The 14,192-nt window shown below is 34.9% G+C and carries 26 protein-coding genes; 1 reads left to right on the top strand and 25 read right to left on the bottom strand.

The window, feature by feature from the left end; translation table 11 throughout:
- Positions 1 to 3 precede the first annotated feature (3 nt).
- The 24 genes from MUA88_RS04050 to MUA88_RS03940 all read right to left on the bottom strand — a co-directional run bounded on the left by MUA88_RS04050 (position 4) and on the right by MUA88_RS03940 (position 12,964).
- Positions 4 to 405, bottom strand: a complete 402-nt coding sequence (locus tag MUA88_RS04050) for an HK97 gp10 family phage protein (RefSeq protein WP_262605828.1) — start codon at positions 403 to 405, stop codon at positions 4 to 6.
- A complete protein-coding gene (locus tag MUA88_RS04045; protein WP_262605827.1) occupies positions 395 to 763 on the bottom strand; it encodes a hypothetical protein in 369 nt (122 codons plus the stop codon). Before MUA88_RS04045 ends, MUA88_RS04050 begins: the two co-directional genes overlap by 11 nt.
- Positions 747 to 1,034 (bottom strand): phage gp6-like head-tail connector protein, encoded by a 288-nt coding sequence (locus MUA88_RS04040; RefSeq protein ID WP_262605826.1) that lies wholly within the window; start codon positions 1,032 to 1,034, stop codon positions 747 to 749. Before MUA88_RS04040 ends, MUA88_RS04045 begins: the two co-directional genes overlap by 17 nt.
- A gap of 17 nt (positions 1,035 to 1,051) precedes the next feature.
- Positions 1,052 to 2,251, bottom strand: coding sequence for a phage major capsid protein (locus tag MUA88_RS04035; protein ID WP_262605825.1), 1,200 nt, complete (start codon positions 2,249 to 2,251; stop codon positions 1,052 to 1,054).
- 11 nt (positions 2,252 to 2,262) lie between these two features.
- Positions 2,263 to 2,976, bottom strand: coding sequence for a head maturation protease, ClpP-related (locus tag MUA88_RS04030; protein WP_262605824.1), 714 nt, complete (start codon positions 2,974 to 2,976; stop codon positions 2,263 to 2,265).
- Positions 2,939 to 4,117, bottom strand: coding sequence for a phage portal protein (locus MUA88_RS04025; protein WP_481906606.1), 1,179 nt, complete (start codon positions 4,115 to 4,117; stop codon positions 2,939 to 2,941). The genes MUA88_RS04030 and MUA88_RS04025 overlap by 38 nt, the downstream gene beginning before the upstream one ends.
- Before the next feature lie 19 nt (positions 4,118 to 4,136).
- The gene (locus MUA88_RS04020; RefSeq protein WP_262605822.1) at positions 4,137 to 5,804 is read right to left on the bottom strand and encodes a terminase TerL endonuclease subunit; all 1,668 of its coding nucleotides are present in this window, start codon (positions 5,802 to 5,804) and stop codon (positions 4,137 to 4,139) included.
- On the bottom strand, positions 5,791 to 6,171 hold the full coding sequence (locus MUA88_RS04015; protein WP_262605821.1) for a hypothetical protein: 381 nt from the start codon (positions 6,169 to 6,171) through the stop codon (positions 5,791 to 5,793). The genes MUA88_RS04020 and MUA88_RS04015 overlap by 14 nt, the downstream gene beginning before the upstream one ends.
- 127 nt (positions 6,172 to 6,298) lie before the next feature.
- Positions 6,299 to 6,598 carry an HNH endonuclease gene (locus MUA88_RS04010; protein WP_262605110.1) on the bottom strand — a complete coding sequence of 100 codons (300 nt, stop codon included), beginning with the start codon at positions 6,596 to 6,598 and terminating at the stop codon, positions 6,299 to 6,301.
- A 605-nt stretch (positions 6,599 to 7,203) separates the two neighbouring features.
- Complete coding sequence (locus tag MUA88_RS04005) at positions 7,204 to 7,602, bottom strand: hypothetical protein (RefSeq protein ID WP_262605820.1); 399 nt, start codon at positions 7,600 to 7,602, stop codon at positions 7,204 to 7,206.
- 64 nt (positions 7,603 to 7,666) lie between these two features.
- A complete protein-coding gene (locus MUA88_RS10975; protein ID WP_498050572.1) occupies positions 7,667 to 7,816 on the bottom strand; it encodes a DUF1514 family protein in 150 nt (49 codons plus the stop codon).
- Positions 7,816 to 8,043: a hypothetical protein gene (locus tag MUA88_RS04000; RefSeq protein ID WP_262605819.1), complete on the bottom strand. Its 228-nt coding sequence runs from the start codon at positions 8,041 to 8,043 to the stop codon at positions 7,816 to 7,818. Before MUA88_RS04000 ends, MUA88_RS10975 begins: the two co-directional genes overlap by 1 nt.
- Positions 8,043 to 8,225, bottom strand: coding sequence for a transcriptional activator RinB (gene rinB / locus MUA88_RS03995; protein ID WP_262605818.1), 183 nt, complete (start codon positions 8,223 to 8,225; stop codon positions 8,043 to 8,045). The genes MUA88_RS04000 and rinB overlap by 1 nt, the downstream gene beginning before the upstream one ends.
- Complete coding sequence (locus MUA88_RS03990; RefSeq protein ID WP_262605817.1) at positions 8,218 to 8,367, bottom strand: DUF1381 domain-containing protein; 150 nt, start codon at positions 8,365 to 8,367, stop codon at positions 8,218 to 8,220. The genes rinB and MUA88_RS03990 overlap by 8 nt, the downstream gene beginning before the upstream one ends.
- 36 nt (positions 8,368 to 8,403) lie before the next feature.
- Positions 8,404 to 8,922 (bottom strand): dUTP diphosphatase, encoded by a 519-nt coding sequence (locus MUA88_RS03985; protein WP_262605816.1) that lies wholly within the window; start codon positions 8,920 to 8,922, stop codon positions 8,404 to 8,406.
- Positions 8,922 to 9,209, bottom strand: a complete 288-nt coding sequence (locus MUA88_RS03980) for a hypothetical protein (protein ID WP_262605815.1) — start codon at positions 9,207 to 9,209, stop codon at positions 8,922 to 8,924. The genes MUA88_RS03985 and MUA88_RS03980 overlap by 1 nt, the downstream gene beginning before the upstream one ends.
- Positions 9,196 to 9,396, bottom strand: a complete 201-nt coding sequence (locus tag MUA88_RS03975; RefSeq protein WP_262605814.1) for a hypothetical protein — start codon at positions 9,394 to 9,396, stop codon at positions 9,196 to 9,198. Before MUA88_RS03975 ends, MUA88_RS03980 begins: the two co-directional genes overlap by 14 nt.
- Entirely contained in the window at positions 9,389 to 9,607 is a 219-nt protein-coding gene (locus MUA88_RS03970; protein WP_262604833.1) for a hypothetical protein, read from the bottom strand. The genes MUA88_RS03975 and MUA88_RS03970 overlap by 8 nt, the downstream gene beginning before the upstream one ends.
- 157 nt (positions 9,608 to 9,764) lie before the next feature.
- On the bottom strand, positions 9,765 to 9,938 hold the full coding sequence (locus tag MUA88_RS03965) for a helix-turn-helix domain-containing protein (protein ID WP_262604832.1): 174 nt from the start codon (positions 9,936 to 9,938) through the stop codon (positions 9,765 to 9,767).
- A 96-nt stretch (positions 9,939 to 10,034) separates the two neighbouring features.
- Positions 10,035 to 10,451: a RusA family crossover junction endodeoxyribonuclease gene (locus tag MUA88_RS03960; protein ID WP_262604831.1), complete on the bottom strand. Its 417-nt coding sequence runs from the start codon at positions 10,449 to 10,451 to the stop codon at positions 10,035 to 10,037.
- On the bottom strand, positions 10,438 to 10,656 hold the full coding sequence (locus MUA88_RS03955; protein ID WP_262604830.1) for a hypothetical protein: 219 nt from the start codon (positions 10,654 to 10,656) through the stop codon (positions 10,438 to 10,440). Before MUA88_RS03955 ends, MUA88_RS03960 begins: the two co-directional genes overlap by 14 nt.
- Positions 10,653 to 11,891 (bottom strand): DnaB helicase C-terminal domain-containing protein, encoded by a 1,239-nt coding sequence (locus MUA88_RS03950; protein WP_262605813.1) that lies wholly within the window; start codon positions 11,889 to 11,891, stop codon positions 10,653 to 10,655. Before MUA88_RS03950 ends, MUA88_RS03955 begins: the two co-directional genes overlap by 4 nt.
- Positions 11,884 to 12,237, bottom strand: coding sequence for a replicative helicase loader/inhibitor (locus MUA88_RS03945; protein ID WP_262605812.1), 354 nt, complete (start codon positions 12,235 to 12,237; stop codon positions 11,884 to 11,886). The genes MUA88_RS03950 and MUA88_RS03945 overlap by 8 nt, the downstream gene beginning before the upstream one ends.
- Entirely contained in the window at positions 12,209 to 12,964 is a 756-nt protein-coding gene (locus MUA88_RS03940; RefSeq protein ID WP_262605811.1) for a conserved phage C-terminal domain-containing protein, read from the bottom strand. Before MUA88_RS03940 ends, MUA88_RS03945 begins: the two co-directional genes overlap by 29 nt.
- Before the next feature lie 54 nt (positions 12,965 to 13,018).
- Here MUA88_RS03940 and MUA88_RS03935 point away from each other — a divergent pair, with 54 nt between their 5' ends.
- The gene (locus MUA88_RS03935; RefSeq protein ID WP_262605809.1) at positions 13,019 to 13,501 is read left to right on the top strand and encodes a hypothetical protein; all 483 of its coding nucleotides are present in this window, start codon (positions 13,019 to 13,021) and stop codon (positions 13,499 to 13,501) included.
- Between the two features lie 15 nt (positions 13,502 to 13,516).
- Here MUA88_RS03935 and MUA88_RS03930 read toward each other — a convergent pair whose 3' ends face one another.
- Positions 13,517 to 14,191, bottom strand: coding sequence for a putative HNHc nuclease (locus tag MUA88_RS03930; RefSeq protein ID WP_262605808.1), 675 nt, complete (start codon positions 14,189 to 14,191; stop codon positions 13,517 to 13,519).
- Position 14,192 lies beyond the last annotated feature (1 nt).

Below are 14,192 nucleotides of genomic sequence, written 5' to 3'. Positions count from 1 at the left end.
GTATCAACCCCTTTTTAACCTTTGTTTAATAGCTTGGACATAGGCTTCTTGACCGCTTCTCATGGCGCGTTCAACTGCACCTTTACCTCGCGGGTTAGGGTTTTTAATAGTGCCGAACTCGTTTAAATGAATGATTCTCCAACGATTTTTAGGGCCTTCCCAATAAATCTTTATAATACGTACTCCATTTGAAGTGAAGGGTGCAGATAGTTTTACTTCAGCCTTACTTGCACCTGTATCTTTGGAATCCTCAAAGTTACGCTTGATATTTTCGACAACCACCTTGCCTCCAACCTTTAAAGATTCATCAATAATGCGTTTCATTTTCGTTTTACCGTAAAGGTTTTCAAGTTCACGTTCTAGCTCTTTCATACCTTTTAATTCGACATTGACTCTATTCGCCATTAGCAACACCTACCACTTTAATCATTTCTTTATTGCTCGAATTGGGCGCGAAATCAATCACTTTAAACGTTGAATTTTCATACAATCCATGAATGAGTTCAAAGGTGTCTGAATGATTGATATGATAATCGACATGTGGGTTTCTAAAATTAATAGTGATTTTATGGGTACCAGTGACACCGCTTGTCTTTTCTAAATCTTTTGTTGAACTTTCATAGACTTCGCAAAGTGTCGTAAATGCTTTTTCTTTCTTTTTACTTCCAGGAAAAGGACCGTCGTTTTCCACCATACGAAAAAAAGTAACAGGAACTCTCAAGTCCCCATTACTTATTTTAGGTGGTCTATAATTCTTGTTCATAATCAACCTCCTTCATGTTTTCTAACGCGAAAGATGTGATTTGTCCTAAAAAGTTCTCATGAAAAAATTCTAAACTGTCGTTATATGCATACCTTGTACGCTCATAAACAAGCTCAACTCCACGGTTATTCTCATTCATGTCAAACTCTTGGCAACGATATTTAATATCTTCATAAGATTGTTCGAGTAATGATTGTATATGCTCATCTTCGAACATATGAAAAATTTTTAATCGTCTCTTCATTTCTTCAACATGATTTTGAGTGATCATTTAACCACCCCTTTCAATTATGCACCTACATCTGATTCTTCGGAGTCAGATGCTACAACATCACTAAAAGAATAAACCTCAGCTACCTTGTTATCATCTGGCATACCGTGTGCATACTGTTTGGCAATATACACATTCGCATCTTCCAGTGCTAATACTTCGCCGTATTCGCGAATTTGTGTAGCCCCTTTATACATCGCATAATAACGCGATGGAACGAAAGCAATAATTTTACCTTTTTCAACAAACTCAGATGGTAAAATATCTAAATTGAAAGGCAATGAAGTAACCCATTGACCATTAGCGTTTTGAATCGTGTATTTAGCTTGAATTGCAAATAATTGGTCAGGGTTAACAAGTAATGACACCTTTCCTGAAATGTTAATACGCTTACCATTTTCTTTAACAGATAACGAATTCATAAGATTTGATAATTCAGTCACCGTCGTTTTAGCATCAGCGAACGTAAGTTTTCCTTTTTCTGTTTTATCTTTAACAGAAGTAATATTACCACTGTCATCTTTTACCATATCTTTAATTAATCCAACAGGTTGGTTCTGTACTGGACCATTACCTTTTACAATACCTTCTTCTAATTTAGCTCCCATAGCTTCTGCTAGTTGTAAACGAACATAACGCTCTACCCATTCTGGACCAAAGTCTAATAAATCTTTAGGTACAATCGCGAACGCTGTTAGTTTGTTTTGAGAGAATGTGTATTCACGGAAATTAGCTTGAATTTGTCCTTGAATTTTACCGAAAATCTCACCCCACATTGCAGCTCCATCAGGATCACCTGCAATAATACGCGTTTTAATACCTGCGATTTGGAAATTAATTTTAGATAACAAAGGACGTTCGCTTTGCATGTCTTCAAACACTCGAGAAACTGTCGTCTCAGGTAAAATGATTTCTTCCTTATAAGTGTCTAAATTAGCATCATCTTCAACTAAATTTGTGAAAAATCGTTTTTCTTCAGATGTTAATACGTTTTGACCACGCTTCATTAATACTTGTTCATCTGTATTAGCATTTAAAGCCTCTTCGCGTGCATCTTTTAAAATATTGTCATGCAAATTAGATGAGAAAGCAGCCATGTATTCTGCATACTTATTCTCAATCGTTTCTGAGTCAGCGTCATTACGCACTGCCTCAAAATATTCATTTTTCAATTTATCTACGTTGTTTTCAATATCATTCTTAAATTTAACAACCATTTAAATACCTCCTATAAATATCGTTTTTTCTTTGGTTTATGTTCACTATTTTTGAAATTAGATAGTTGAATTTTCAATCCCTCGATTTCATTTTTCATAGCAATCATTTCGCTATTGTTTTCCACAACATCTTGGGTTTCTTTAGGTGTTTCAACCATATCTTTAGTTTTGTCCGCAAACCCTTTATCAACAGCATCTTTCGCTGTAAACCAAGTTTCAGCAGTCATAAGTTGCTCAATTTCTTTTTCATCAAGCCCTGTTTTATCTTTGTAAACTTCGACAATCGATGCATCTACTGTTTCTAAAGCATTTAATGTCTTCTTAACGTCTGCCTTATTACCAATTGCGATGGTCGCTGCTTCATGAATCATCAGCGAAGCACCTTTGCTCATAACAAGTTCATCAGCAGCCATTGCAATTATAGAAGCAGCACTTGCAGCTAAAGCAGTCACTTCAACAGTAACGTGTGATGAATGATTCTTTAAATAGTTATAAATTTCAATCCCTTGAAAAGCATCACCACCTGGGCTGTTTAAGCGAATTACAATATCTTTATCTACACCATCTAACACTTCTGCAATATCATGGCTGTTAATGGTTTCATCTGCAAAAATTGAGGCTTGTGCAACAGGACCACTAAGAGTGAGAACGATCTTATCGTCTTTCACTTCATTTTTAAAAGCATATTTAGACGTTGCTTTCATTAGCTCTTGTTTCGTCTCCATTTTCATTCTCACCCCCTTTCAAGTCATCTTCAGTTTGATAGTTTTTAGTCAAAATAAAACGGTCTCCACCGTCAACAGGTGCAAGACCGAGCATTTCTCTCACTTCATTTTGTTTAGCTGCGCTTGATGATATTAATTTATCTACTTTTTCAGCGTTCTTAATTGGGTCTACCGCATTGATGCCAACAACTTTTATACGTTTCCCTTTTAAAAATTCGGTTTCTGTAAAAAATTTGCTATTCAACTCGTCTTCTATTTTTGCGATTAAAGGATTAATACAAAAATCAATATATGCAGTCATAGCATTACTTAAATCAGCGACATCACCATGTATCAAATTCGATGGAATACCTATAATTTTAGCGACATCATCAATAATCATGCGCTTAACTTTTTGCAAGTTTTCACCACTGTTATCTCTACCTGATGAATTATTTTTAGAAATTTCTTCAAACTGAAATGGTGGTATTTCAGGAACAATTGCTGTGCCATTATTATTAAGCTGTCCATATATTTTGTTAATAAATTTTTGCATTCTCTGCATACTAGCGTTGTCTAATTCTCCAGCACCTTTAGTAGTTCTTACAACACCTCTTATTTGATTCATCCGTAGTTGTGTGTCCATCATACGACCAAATAATTCACCATAATCAGCAAATAAACTTTCAACAAAACGTTGTAATTTATTGTTGTTATAGTTCAAATAGATGACTTCATTCATCTTAAATGAACGTTCAAATTTGAAATCTTTTACTACAACATCTTTAAAAATATCTTCATAAACCGCAAATTCTTCTCTGTAAAAATCATCAGCTATCAACAAATCATCTGAATCAGTTTTAATGATTAAAACCTCATTATCGTAAACCAACCTATAAATAACTTTGTGCCAAAAATCTGATGCACTTGAATCTGTGTTAGGCCTAACATTCAACTTATAATATAATTTATCTCTTTTTAATTCCTGGCCATCTTTAACCCAGAACTCTGATTGACTAAATGTTCTTGCGATAAAATTAATTGATGTTTCAAGAGCCATACGTTTTAAATATGAACGACTTGCAGGGTCGTTCTCTAATTTTAAATCGAGCATATCTCTCACTTCTAAATTGCGTTTAAATACTGCATCCAGAAACCTCAATTCACCACCTCCTTTATTACTAAAAGTTAAGTTGATCTAACAAGTCGAAAGCTTTATCTAAATCAATTTCTTGTATTTCATCTATGCTATATAAAGCATGTAAGAAAGCATGAAATCCATCAGTTTTACGTCTGTGTTCATCTTTTTTAATAAACTCTTTATTACCATCTTTTTTAACTTGAACAGCAACATTATTTGTATACCACCGCATTAAAGGATTATCTCCGAATATAATTCTGTGGTTTGCAAATAAAGTTTCTATACGAGGTGCTAGTTTACTATGTACACCTCTTGGATTCCTTAACACTTCAATTTCAAATCCGGCTTCTTCAAATAGCGGACGCATTAAATCCATACGGAAATTGTCAGCCACGACTTTTTGAATCGCATATTTTTCGCGCATTTTTATAAACCAATTGACTATATGTGCAGGATTGATAGACGGCTCATCAACAATAGTTAAGTGTCCTTGACGCTCCCACTCTTTGATAGGAGGCTTTAACTGTGCTTGGTCCAAATACTCTTTACGCGCAAATGAGTGAGAGAGCCAAACAACGTTATCACCTTGTTTAAACAACAAACCTACAGCTGCAAAATCTTTAATACTAGCATAATCAACACCACCTATTGCAGTTTTATTTTTTAGTGGTGGTATATCACGATTTGTGGCAAGTACCTCATCACGTGAAGCGACAATCTTACTAGAATCTTCTTCGGGCAAGTTCATACGTTTAGTCATAAAGTTTTCATAGCCACTTGGACTGTGTTTTAAATCGTGATATTGGTTTAATACTTTACGAAAAAGACGTTTGCCGTAATCACTCATAGGCTCTTCAAACATCGGATTTGCTTTAGACCACTTAGAAGGGTCGTCCTTCTCATCTTTATGATCTAACCGACATATAAACGGAAACAAACGGTCATCAGTCGCACGTCCTTCTAATATTTCTTTAGAACGCTCTTTCATCTTATCTAAGAAGCCTTCACGTACAAATCCATCAGTACCTATAAAAAACTCTCTAGGGTGCTTAACTTTACCTAAACCACTAGAGAATACATCTACAATATCGTTGTTTTCATATCTGTGAATTTCATCATAAATAATAAATCCTTCACGACCACCATCTTTACTACCTGCATTGCTTGTAGCATATTCAAACTTACTTTGTGTTTTTGTGGAAGTGATTCTAAGCTTGGTTAAATCAAATATTCCCGCACCCTCTTCATCATTAACAGAACCTGTATACAAACCATGTTTAGTAATCGCTCTATGCATTTCTTCAAATGATGTTTTAGCTTGTTTTTCTGTATTTGCAACAACTGTTCCGTCATAATTTTCGATACCATGTAATTCGCTAATGAAGTATGTTGACAATCCACTAATCAGACCGTTTTTACCTGCACCACGGGCTACAAGCCAAAAGAATTGTTCGAAGTATAATTCGTCTTCTTCATCAAATAGAAATACAAACGCAATCAAAAATTTTTGAAACGGTTGTAATTTAAAGTAAAACCGTTCAATAAAAGCGATACACAGTTCAATTTGTTCATTATCAAAATACAAATCATCTCTGTATAAGACATTATTTTCTAAATGATCAATAAGTTTTATCCTATCACTATTAAGCCTGATTTCACCATGCTTGTATTTATCTATATACCATTTAACATGCTTATTTATTTGCATCTAACAAACCTCTCAATCCTTTAACTTCTTTTTCAACAGCCGCTTCCACTTCGTCTGGTAAGAGTTTAATCAACTGTTGTATAACTTTCTGATATGCATTGTCTCTTGAGTTGAACAATTTGGCGATAGGTCTTTCTCTCTCGTAAGGAGGTGTACTTTCAGATTGTGTAAAAAGTTCGTAGTCTCCATTTTGCTGAATGTCTGTCCATGCATCATCAAGTAACACACGTAACCTCGCCGCCTGCACAATCAACCCTTGCGCAACTCGTTTTTTATCATCCGGTATGGATTTAAATATTTTATCTAAACGTTTAACTTCTTTTTCTACACGCATTTCGTGTTCTTTTATTTGTTTCTCATCTCTCATTGCTTCACTTCCTTTCTCTGTCAGGGGTAGGGTCGTATGTGAATAATTCACAATAAATGTCGGGAGAAGAGTTCCCCTGCCCCGTTTCCCCATGAGTTATTTTATTAGAAAAGTTTTAGGCGGGGGGTTACCACCATTCATCACCAGTCCATTTCGTTTCTTTTTTAGGAAATGGTTTCCCTCTTTGATATCTGTTATGCTTTTTGTTATGACAACTAACACATAAAGTTACTAAATTATCCATATCAAATGCTAACTCTGGATAGCTGTCTAATTCTTTTATATGGTCAACATCTAACGATTTATGTTTAGAGTGATCGATAGTTTTTACAATGCCTTGTTTTTTACATTCTTGACACTCATAATTATCTCTCTTCAAGACCTTCTCCCTAGTCTCACGCCACTTCTTCGACTTATAGAATCTCATCGTTTCTTTATCTACTTTACGATCACTAGCTGGTTTGCTTTTACCATCGTTAAACCATTCACGAATAACTTTCTTTAACTCTTCTTTGTTTGTTCTGTTACTGTTGTTCACACGTTCAATACATGTATCTATGTCTGTGCTCATTCTAACTGTATGATAGTTAGATAGCCTGTCAGTTATCTTCGTGGATAGGTAGGTAGTGATGATATACAATCTACCTTCATCTATATGTTGTGCGTAATCTAACATCATATTGCGTACAAGCAAGCAAGTATCATGAGCTTGTGATATATGTTGTTGATAACTACTAAACGTTATCGCTTGTGATATAGCGTCATAATCATAGACCATATCACCGTCAGTTATATGTTGTTTAACATATGTAGTCTTACCACTTGCTGGTGGACCGTACACGATTATTATATCCACAAGCTCACCTCCATAAAGAAAGACATGACACCAGGTGCCATGCCTAAATATAATATAGTATTGATCGCGCGTATGTTTGCAAATTGATAATATTGTTGTAACTCAATTATATAAAATTAATTCAGCTAAACAAAAATGTGTGTAATCTGTGTAAAGTGTGTAATCTGTGTATTCTGTTACCTTTGCACTTTCATATATACATCTACTATCTGATTGATTCTGCTATATATATTCTTTCTGCTGGACTTCATAAATACTTCGATAGCAGTTATACTTTCTCCTTGTTTAAGCAGCTGCAAGATATAATAGTTCTTATCATTAGTAATCAAGTGTTCATATTCATCAATGAAAGCTACCTTGTCTATTAAGTCTTGTGTCTTACGTCTATCCTTGTCATTACGTATCACACGTACTAATACTTTATCTCCAGTGTTGCCCTGACCTTTAGGCATAGCTGATTCAATACCATACTGTCCGATTGATGTACTATCATACTCATATACTTGATGATCAATCAATCTGCGCATCCAATGATAATCCATTATTAACTGCTTTACTTCAGATGGTGTGTACATTCGTTACCTCCGCCAAGAGTAATATACACTTATTATAACATTTAGTTATAATCAAAGCTATTATCTATAATTTTTTATTATCAATATTAGAGATGTTTTTTGCCATATTAATATAAGCGTTCCGATAAATCTCTAACTCTTTTTTAAGCCTTGAACTAATCCTCATTTCGATAAGTAACAGAATGCCTAATATTACCGATATGATAATCCACATTAGTCTGACACCTCTGCACGCTTCTCAAATTTTTCTAGCGCATCTTTACTAGCATCAACTTCGACGTTTTCAATTACAGATGTTTGTAGAAAGTTTTTATGTCCATTAGAATCAATGACTTTGATAAATTTTTTATTATTCAAATCATTCAATACAATATGTTCATACCGCGTGTTATAAAACGCATAATATGTTTTATTGTTAATTGTGGTTATAGTTAACATCATTAGTCTGTTACCTCCGCTCTAAAATCATTTAAGTCGAATTGATCCGTTTCTAGTGCGTAATCATTCGGTGCAGTATCAATATCATCTTCGCTTTCTAAAATAGTGATGAGTAGAGAAGTGAGATACTTCCCTAACTCATACATAGCGATTAAGAATAAATCTTTAAGTATGCGTTTAATCATCCCGTTCACTCACTTTCTTCTTAGCTTCCTCTCTATCTTCTGCCTCTACCAACGTCATACGTTCATTCTCTCTAGGACTTTCTACATGTCTATGCACATGACCTGTGCTATCTTTGAATTCTCTGATTAGGAATTGTTTCACTTCCTCAGCACCTCTTTCACTTTAGTTAGTATGTCTTTAGAATCCTGATGACCCGAACCCTTTTTCTCCTCTTGCAGTTTCACTATCAAATTCTTCTACTTCTTCTAACTCTGGCGTCCATATAGGTACAATAACCAGTTGCGCTAGTTTGTCGCCTTTATTAATAACATAGCTGCCGATTTTATGACTATTTAACTCATCGTAAATATGCTTATTCTCAATGTTAATCAATGTCTGCGTCCCATAACCGTTAGGCAAAAATAAAGATATATCGTTTTTAATATTAATTTTCATATTCCCGTGAAAACCTGCATCAATCTTGCCTGTTTCAATCACAAGGTTAGTCTTGCTACTCACACCACTTCTTGATGTCAGCAGTCCCACATAACCTTTCGGAATATTGACAGCAATGTCTGTTGCAATTAATGCTTTTTCTTGCGGCTCAAGAACGACGGTTTCTGCTGCGTAAATATCAAAACCTGCGTCTGTACTATGATTGCGTGTAGGCATAGTTGCATTATCTGATAATAATTTGATTTGTAATTGGTTAGTCATTATCTGTTCTCCTTTTCACTGTATAAAATTGCATCTAGCTTGTGTCTTAAATTGATGTGGCTGACGAATAGATCAACCACCTTATCTAGCTTATCTTTGTAGTTGTCACGTTCAGCTTTCAACTTGTCACGTTCTTCACGTACTCTAGCAATGTCTTCAATCAGTTCATCACGTTGGCGTTTATAATCGTTACATTTCTTTGTCATCTCATAGAGTTTTTCTGTTAAAGTGTACAAACTCTTAACAACATTGCGATATTCTTTTATAGATAACTTAACTTCTGCCATTCCTTACACACTTCCTGTTCCTTTTAATATCTGCACGATCGACCAACATCGTTACTCTGTCTTGATTTACTTTCACAACAAAACCTTTTACACCTTTATCTTCTAGTTCTTTTTGTAACTGTGTTGGTGTTTTGCCTGTTGTATTTACACGATAGCGTTGATTAACGTTATTAGTTAAATTACGCATTGAACTGCTCCAGCTCTTCCGCTGTGTATAATTCACTTTTGTGTTTAATGTGCTTAAACTTTTTTTCTGAATAAATGCCATCGTATCGTTTGTAATAAGGACCATAACCTATTACATTTACCAGTTCCTTTCCTGGTATAACTAACAATGCCGGATGACCTTCTCTATCATATAAACGGTAACTACTTACCGATGAATAATTACTTCTCATCAGCTTTCTCCTCCCAATTATCAAATGCTCTTGCGATACGTTGCTCACGTCTTTTACGTTTCAATGCTCTTTCATGTGCTGACGTTATTCTCTCTCTGATAATCTTCCGTACCGCTCTTCGTTACTTAATCGTTGCTCTTTTTTTACTAATTCATTATTAATCACGATAATCATATACTCCTTTGCCATAAATTAATTCTGGTCCTCTTAAACCTCGATTATATCTACCACGCAAAGTAGTATATGGTACGTTATATTTTTTTGCTGCACTTCTAATAGAAATACGTTCTCCATTTAAATAAACATATGTTGCTCTAGGATTTTTACGCATATTTACCAACTCCAGTATTTGTATTTATCGAATTTATCCATTTCTGTTTGTGCTATTTTCTCTCATTTACGTTTTAACGCTATTACTTTTCGCATATTAATCACCTTCTATAATTGTTAATACTGTTCGCGCAGTCTCTGCATATTTTTTGAATGTTTTGATTTCATAAATAAGTGTATCATCCACCCATAATAAATTGTTACCTGCATCTAATATCGTCTTAAGTAAATTATCAATATCAGGCTTTATAGTGTGATGATTTCCTATACACGCTTCTTTTTTATACTTCGGCCACGACTTACTAGGTTTGAAGTAAAATTCAACCGTCAGTCTTATTGGCTTATCTATCATCAAATGTGGTAGTTGATCAGCTACAAACTTTTTATGCTTCACATATGGTGCAGGCATATAAGTATGCCCACCACCACTAAATCTCGGTCTTGATGACCCTTTCGGATTTCCGAGATTTCTATCGTTTTCCAAATAAAATATTTCTATTCTAGTTTCTTTCATGTCTGCTCCTTTGATTCACATCTAATTCATCAAAAATCAATCTACTAACTTCATCATAGTCGTCAAATGGACTTATACGCTCTCTCACAAGCAATCTATCGACTGCCCAACCCAATTGCACCATAAATAATTTCATGCGTGTATCGTGGCTGTATTCAACGCTGAAGAGGCGTCTCAAAAAGTCTTTGAATTCTAGTACCGTCATGTAAAGAACCTCTGCGTTGATTTGTAGTATTCAAATTTCACAACACCAGTTGAACCATCTTTGTTTTTAGCTACGTTAACTTCTAATTCAGATTTATCATCTTCATGCACTTCATCACGGTTATAGTAGTCATCACGATATAGCATAAAAATCATGCTGGCATCCGCTTCGATACCACCCGATTCTTTTAAGTCGCTCATCATTGGTCGTTTATCATTACGTGCCTCTACGCCCCTATTCAATTGTGATAATAGAACTATCACGCAACCCGTTTCGTTCGCTATAATTTTTAAATCACGACTTATCTTCTCTACGTCCACACGTCTGTCATTAGAAGGGGTGTCTGACGTCATCAGTTGCAAGTAGTCAATGAATATGACTTGCGGTTTATCTGACTCTTTAGAAGCTTGCTTACGTATTATAGACGGCGTCAGATTGCTCTCGTCATAAATATTGATATTAAACTGCTTTATCTTATTCAAAGCGTTCATGACCTTGTTGGTATTCTCCGTGCTTAATTCTGTTGGTCGCTTAATATCCGACAATGGAACACCTTCAATCATTGCGACTAAACGTTCTACAACAAGATTTCCTGTTGTTTCCAAGCTAAAAAATGATACTTCATATCCAGCTTTCGCAATGTTCCACATCGTGTTTAATGCAAATCCAGTTTTGCCCATTGACGGCCTTGCTGCTATTACATTCAATTGTCCTTTTTCAAAGCCATATATTTTGTAATCGAGTAGTCCGTATCCAGTCTTAATCAACTCTTTTGGTTTATCACTCAATACTGATTCCATGACTTCTGCTAAAAACTCATCTGTTCTATTACCTTGTTCAATGTCGATGTCTTTAAGACTATTTAATTGATCGAGTAAATATAGGTATTCTGTTTGATTAGGATTACTCAAAAAACCTTGAGAGTATTCTACAGCTTTACGCGTCACATAGTCGTTCAGTAGGTTGATTTGATCGTTCATAAAAAATGATGGGTCCGTACCCTTTGACTTACTAATCTGTGTGAAGCGGTCTACATTAACAAAACCTTGCTCGTCACGACATTTGAAGTAAATCTCATTGGGATTTACTTTCCCGACTTCAACAATGTAGCTAATAATCTTACTCACATCTTCATCAACAAACATGTAAGGCTTTAATTTGAATTTTGCATACAAGTCAGGCCACTTCATCAAGTTGCATAAGATTGATTCTTCTGTGCTTAATCGATCAATCATTACTACGCAACTCCTTGATGAACGCACGTGCCTTACGTCGTGTTTCTTCCCACTCTTGTCTATATGCAGGGTCATGTTCTAGCTTGTATTGGTGTGTCTCTTCAACCGGTTTTTCATCTATTTCGAATGCTTTAGGTTTACTAGCAAGAACATCTGCAATAGTAGGTTTAAACTTACTTGCTTTCATAAAGTTATTGAGCTTAATGATTGTTTGCTCATAATCTCCATTACGCATCAACGTTTCTACCCACGTAATAGCTTTCTGCTTATTTTGGTTAAACCCCATATCGTATAGATCATCAATCTTTTGAAGAATGCTAATAGCCTGTTGCTTGTTCATAGCCATCGACATCATCCTCCACCATTAATTGTTCAAGTACATTACCACTTGGTTCAGCTACTTCTTGATTTAGATAACCTTCAAATTTTGTACCAAATAACGTTTCAGGTCTTAGGTACTTTTCCATGTCTGTGCCTTTCCATTCTCCAACTTTGTTATCAATTACCTTTTTAAAATCATCTAATGTGAATCCTTCATCTGTTCTAGCACGTATGACTGTCTGATTCTTTTTAGTAGTTGATTTATATTGCTTGCCTGTTTGTCGATTCAAATAGCCAATTACAAATTCATATGGATACACGGTCGGGTTGCCCGACAATATATTACTGTCATTATTAGTTAAGTTATTATTAGTGGAGTTATTATTAGTAGTGTCGGGTTTCCCTAAGTGGGAATTTCCTAAGTAAGCTTTTCCTAAGTAGGAATTTCCGACATAGGTTGGTTGTTCATAAACTTGATATTCGTATTCTTTGAAATGACCTTTTTCATCTCTAATTCTCTCTTTATGAATGTAACCTGCATCTTGTAATTCTTTCATTCCGCTTCTTACACTATCTCGTCCATCTAAAGCATGTTTTTGTAATTCAATCTCATAGACTTGCCAGTCATCAGGTCTGCTTAATAGATAAAGTAGAATTCCTTTTGCTTTCCAACTTAAGGAAGCATCAGTAATAAAATTTTTGTGCACAGTTACAAAGTTGCCACTTTCTTTAAAAACTCTAAACGTTGCCATAACAACAGCTCCTTTCTGTTATAATTTAGCTATCAACTCAAGGAGGTAATAGCTATGGTTTGGGTACCTTTTATAGCATTGATTGTTTCAATAATTTCTTTAACTTTGACTATTTATAAATATTGGATCGATCATAAAGAGAATAAGTTAAATATCACAGTCGATTTAAAAAATCATTATGTTGCAGATTACCGTAATGTGTTTGAACTAAATGTAATTAATAAAACTAAAAACCCTGTATCAATCACTAAAATTTTAATATGTGATAACGTTGAAAATATGAAAATTGAATCATTACAAAGTAAAGTGTTATTAACAAAAACTAAAAACATTAGAAATGAGAGTAGTAAATTACCTGTAAATTTATCTTCATTAAGTTCTGAAAAAATATTCATAGTTTTCGATTTACAAAGACCATTACATAGTTATGATTTTGAAATTCATACTAATAAAGGTATTCACACAACTAATTACAAAGGGAAATTAGTGAAAGTACGACGCCTATTAGACTTAGCAGGATTATCGATAAATAAATAATGTGATCCTTTTTACTCATTGGCCAACTTCTCCTTTCAACATTTTATTCAAACGATCATCTACATCGACCCAACTGTCGTGTAAATGATATTTATCATCAAAATTTTCTATTCCTACGTTATGTTGCTCTGTATGATGTTCTCTGCACAAAGCTAATACTTTATTACCATAGTGATTAATCTTCGTTCTATCTCGTCCTCGTCCAACCGTTTCAAGATGTGCTAAATCACTTTTTGGCTTACCACATATAACACAATTGCGGTTGACAGTTGACCAGTATAGGAATGATTTGTCTTGCTTCAATAAATTGCTCGTTTTGTAGCTAAGTGGTATGTCGTTGTGAAATGTCCAATCAAGTGTGATTTCGATGATTTGGCTAGCCTGCATCCTTGTGCAATTACTTAGAGAAATACGTTCATCATAGCCGTAGTATGTTCTTACATACTCGATAAACATATGTCTCATATAGTCCATAGGCTGCCCTGTATGCGCCTCTATGTCGTTGCACAAGGCGAATATCTTACGACGTTGTTTGCCAGTGATTTTGAATGGATCTACGACATTTACATCAACCTCTACATCGAACCCGTTATCGAGTAGCAACGTTTCCTTATCACCTAATTCAACACCCGAGATGACAACAGTTGTAGTGCCGTCATCTTGAGTGATGTAGCTAGTAATTAAAGGCATC

Source organism: Staphylococcus sp. IVB6240 (assembly GCF_025558425.1).
GTDB lineage: Bacteria > Bacillota > Bacilli > Staphylococcales > Staphylococcaceae > Staphylococcus.
The sequence above is the reverse complement of the archived record's forward strand: the minus strand, read 5'-3'. Positions and strand labels throughout refer to the sequence as shown.

Coding starts and splice junctions, on each gene's coding strand:
- MUA88_RS03970 (WP_262604833.1), bottom strand. CDS start 9,607: ATGAGAAGTAATTATTCATCGGTAAGTAGTTACCGTTTATATGATAGA.
- MUA88_RS10975 (WP_498050572.1), bottom strand. CDS start 7,816: ATGTGGATTATCATATCGGTAATATTAGGCATTCTGTTACTTATCGAA.
- MUA88_RS03930 (WP_262605808.1), bottom strand. CDS start 14,191: ATGCCTTTAATTACTAGCTACATCACTCAAGATGACGGCACTACAACT.
- MUA88_RS03935 (WP_262605809.1), top strand. CDS start 13,019: ATGGTTTGGGTACCTTTTATAGCATTGATTGTTTCAATAATTTCTTTA.
- MUA88_RS03945 (WP_262605812.1), bottom strand. CDS start 12,237: ATGGCTATGAACAAGCAACAGGCTATTAGCATTCTTCAAAAGATTGAT.
- MUA88_RS03985 (WP_262605816.1), bottom strand. CDS start 8,922: ATGACTAACCAATTACAAATCAAATTATTATCAGATAATGCAACTATG.
- MUA88_RS04020 (WP_262605822.1), bottom strand. CDS start 5,804: ATGCAAATAAATAAGCATGTTAAATGGTATATAGATAAATACAAGCAT.
- MUA88_RS03960 (WP_262604831.1), bottom strand. CDS start 10,451: ATGAAAGAAACTAGAATAGAAATATTTTATTTGGAAAACGATAGAAAT.
- MUA88_RS04040 (WP_262605826.1), bottom strand. CDS start 1,034: ATGATCACTCAAAATCATGTTGAAGAAATGAAGAGACGATTAAAAATT.
- MUA88_RS03975 (WP_262605814.1), bottom strand. CDS start 9,396: ATGCGTAATTTAACTAATAACGTTAATCAACGCTATCGTGTAAATACA.
- MUA88_RS04050 (WP_262605828.1), bottom strand. CDS start 405: ATGGCGAATAGAGTCAATGTCGAATTAAAAGGTATGAAAGAGCTAGAA.
- MUA88_RS03965 (WP_262604832.1), bottom strand. CDS start 9,938: ATGCGTAAAAATCCTAGAGCAACATATGTTTATTTAAATGGAGAACGT.
- MUA88_RS03950 (WP_262605813.1), bottom strand. CDS start 11,891: ATGATTGATCGATTAAGCACAGAAGAATCAATCTTATGCAACTTGATG.
- MUA88_RS04005 (WP_262605820.1), bottom strand. CDS start 7,602: ATGTACACACCATCTGAAGTAAAGCAGTTAATAATGGATTATCATTGG.
- MUA88_RS04000 (WP_262605819.1), bottom strand. CDS start 8,043: ATGATGTTAACTATAACCACAATTAACAATAAAACATATTATGCGTTT.
- MUA88_RS04015 (WP_262605821.1), bottom strand. CDS start 6,171: ATGAGAGATGAGAAACAAATAAAAGAACACGAAATGCGTGTAGAAAAA.
- MUA88_RS04030 (WP_262605824.1), bottom strand. CDS start 2,976: ATGGAGACGAAACAAGAGCTAATGAAAGCAACGTCTAAATATGCTTTT.
- MUA88_RS03955 (WP_262604830.1), bottom strand. CDS start 10,656: ATGACGGTACTAGAATTCAAAGACTTTTTGAGACGCCTCTTCAGCGTT.
- MUA88_RS04035 (WP_262605825.1), bottom strand. CDS start 2,251: ATGGTTGTTAAATTTAAGAATGATATTGAAAACAACGTAGATAAATTG.
- rinB (WP_262605818.1), bottom strand. CDS start 8,225: ATGATTAAACGCATACTTAAAGATTTATTCTTAATCGCTATGTATGAG.
- MUA88_RS03940 (WP_262605811.1), bottom strand. CDS start 12,964: ATGGCAACGTTTAGAGTTTTTAAAGAAAGTGGCAACTTTGTAACTGTG.
- MUA88_RS04010 (WP_262605110.1), bottom strand. CDS start 6,598: ATGAGATTCTATAAGTCGAAGAAGTGGCGTGAGACTAGGGAGAAGGTC.
- MUA88_RS03980 (WP_262605815.1), bottom strand. CDS start 9,209: ATGGCAGAAGTTAAGTTATCTATAAAAGAATATCGCAATGTTGTTAAG.
- MUA88_RS04045 (WP_262605827.1), bottom strand. CDS start 763: ATGAACAAGAATTATAGACCACCTAAAATAAGTAATGGGGACTTGAGA.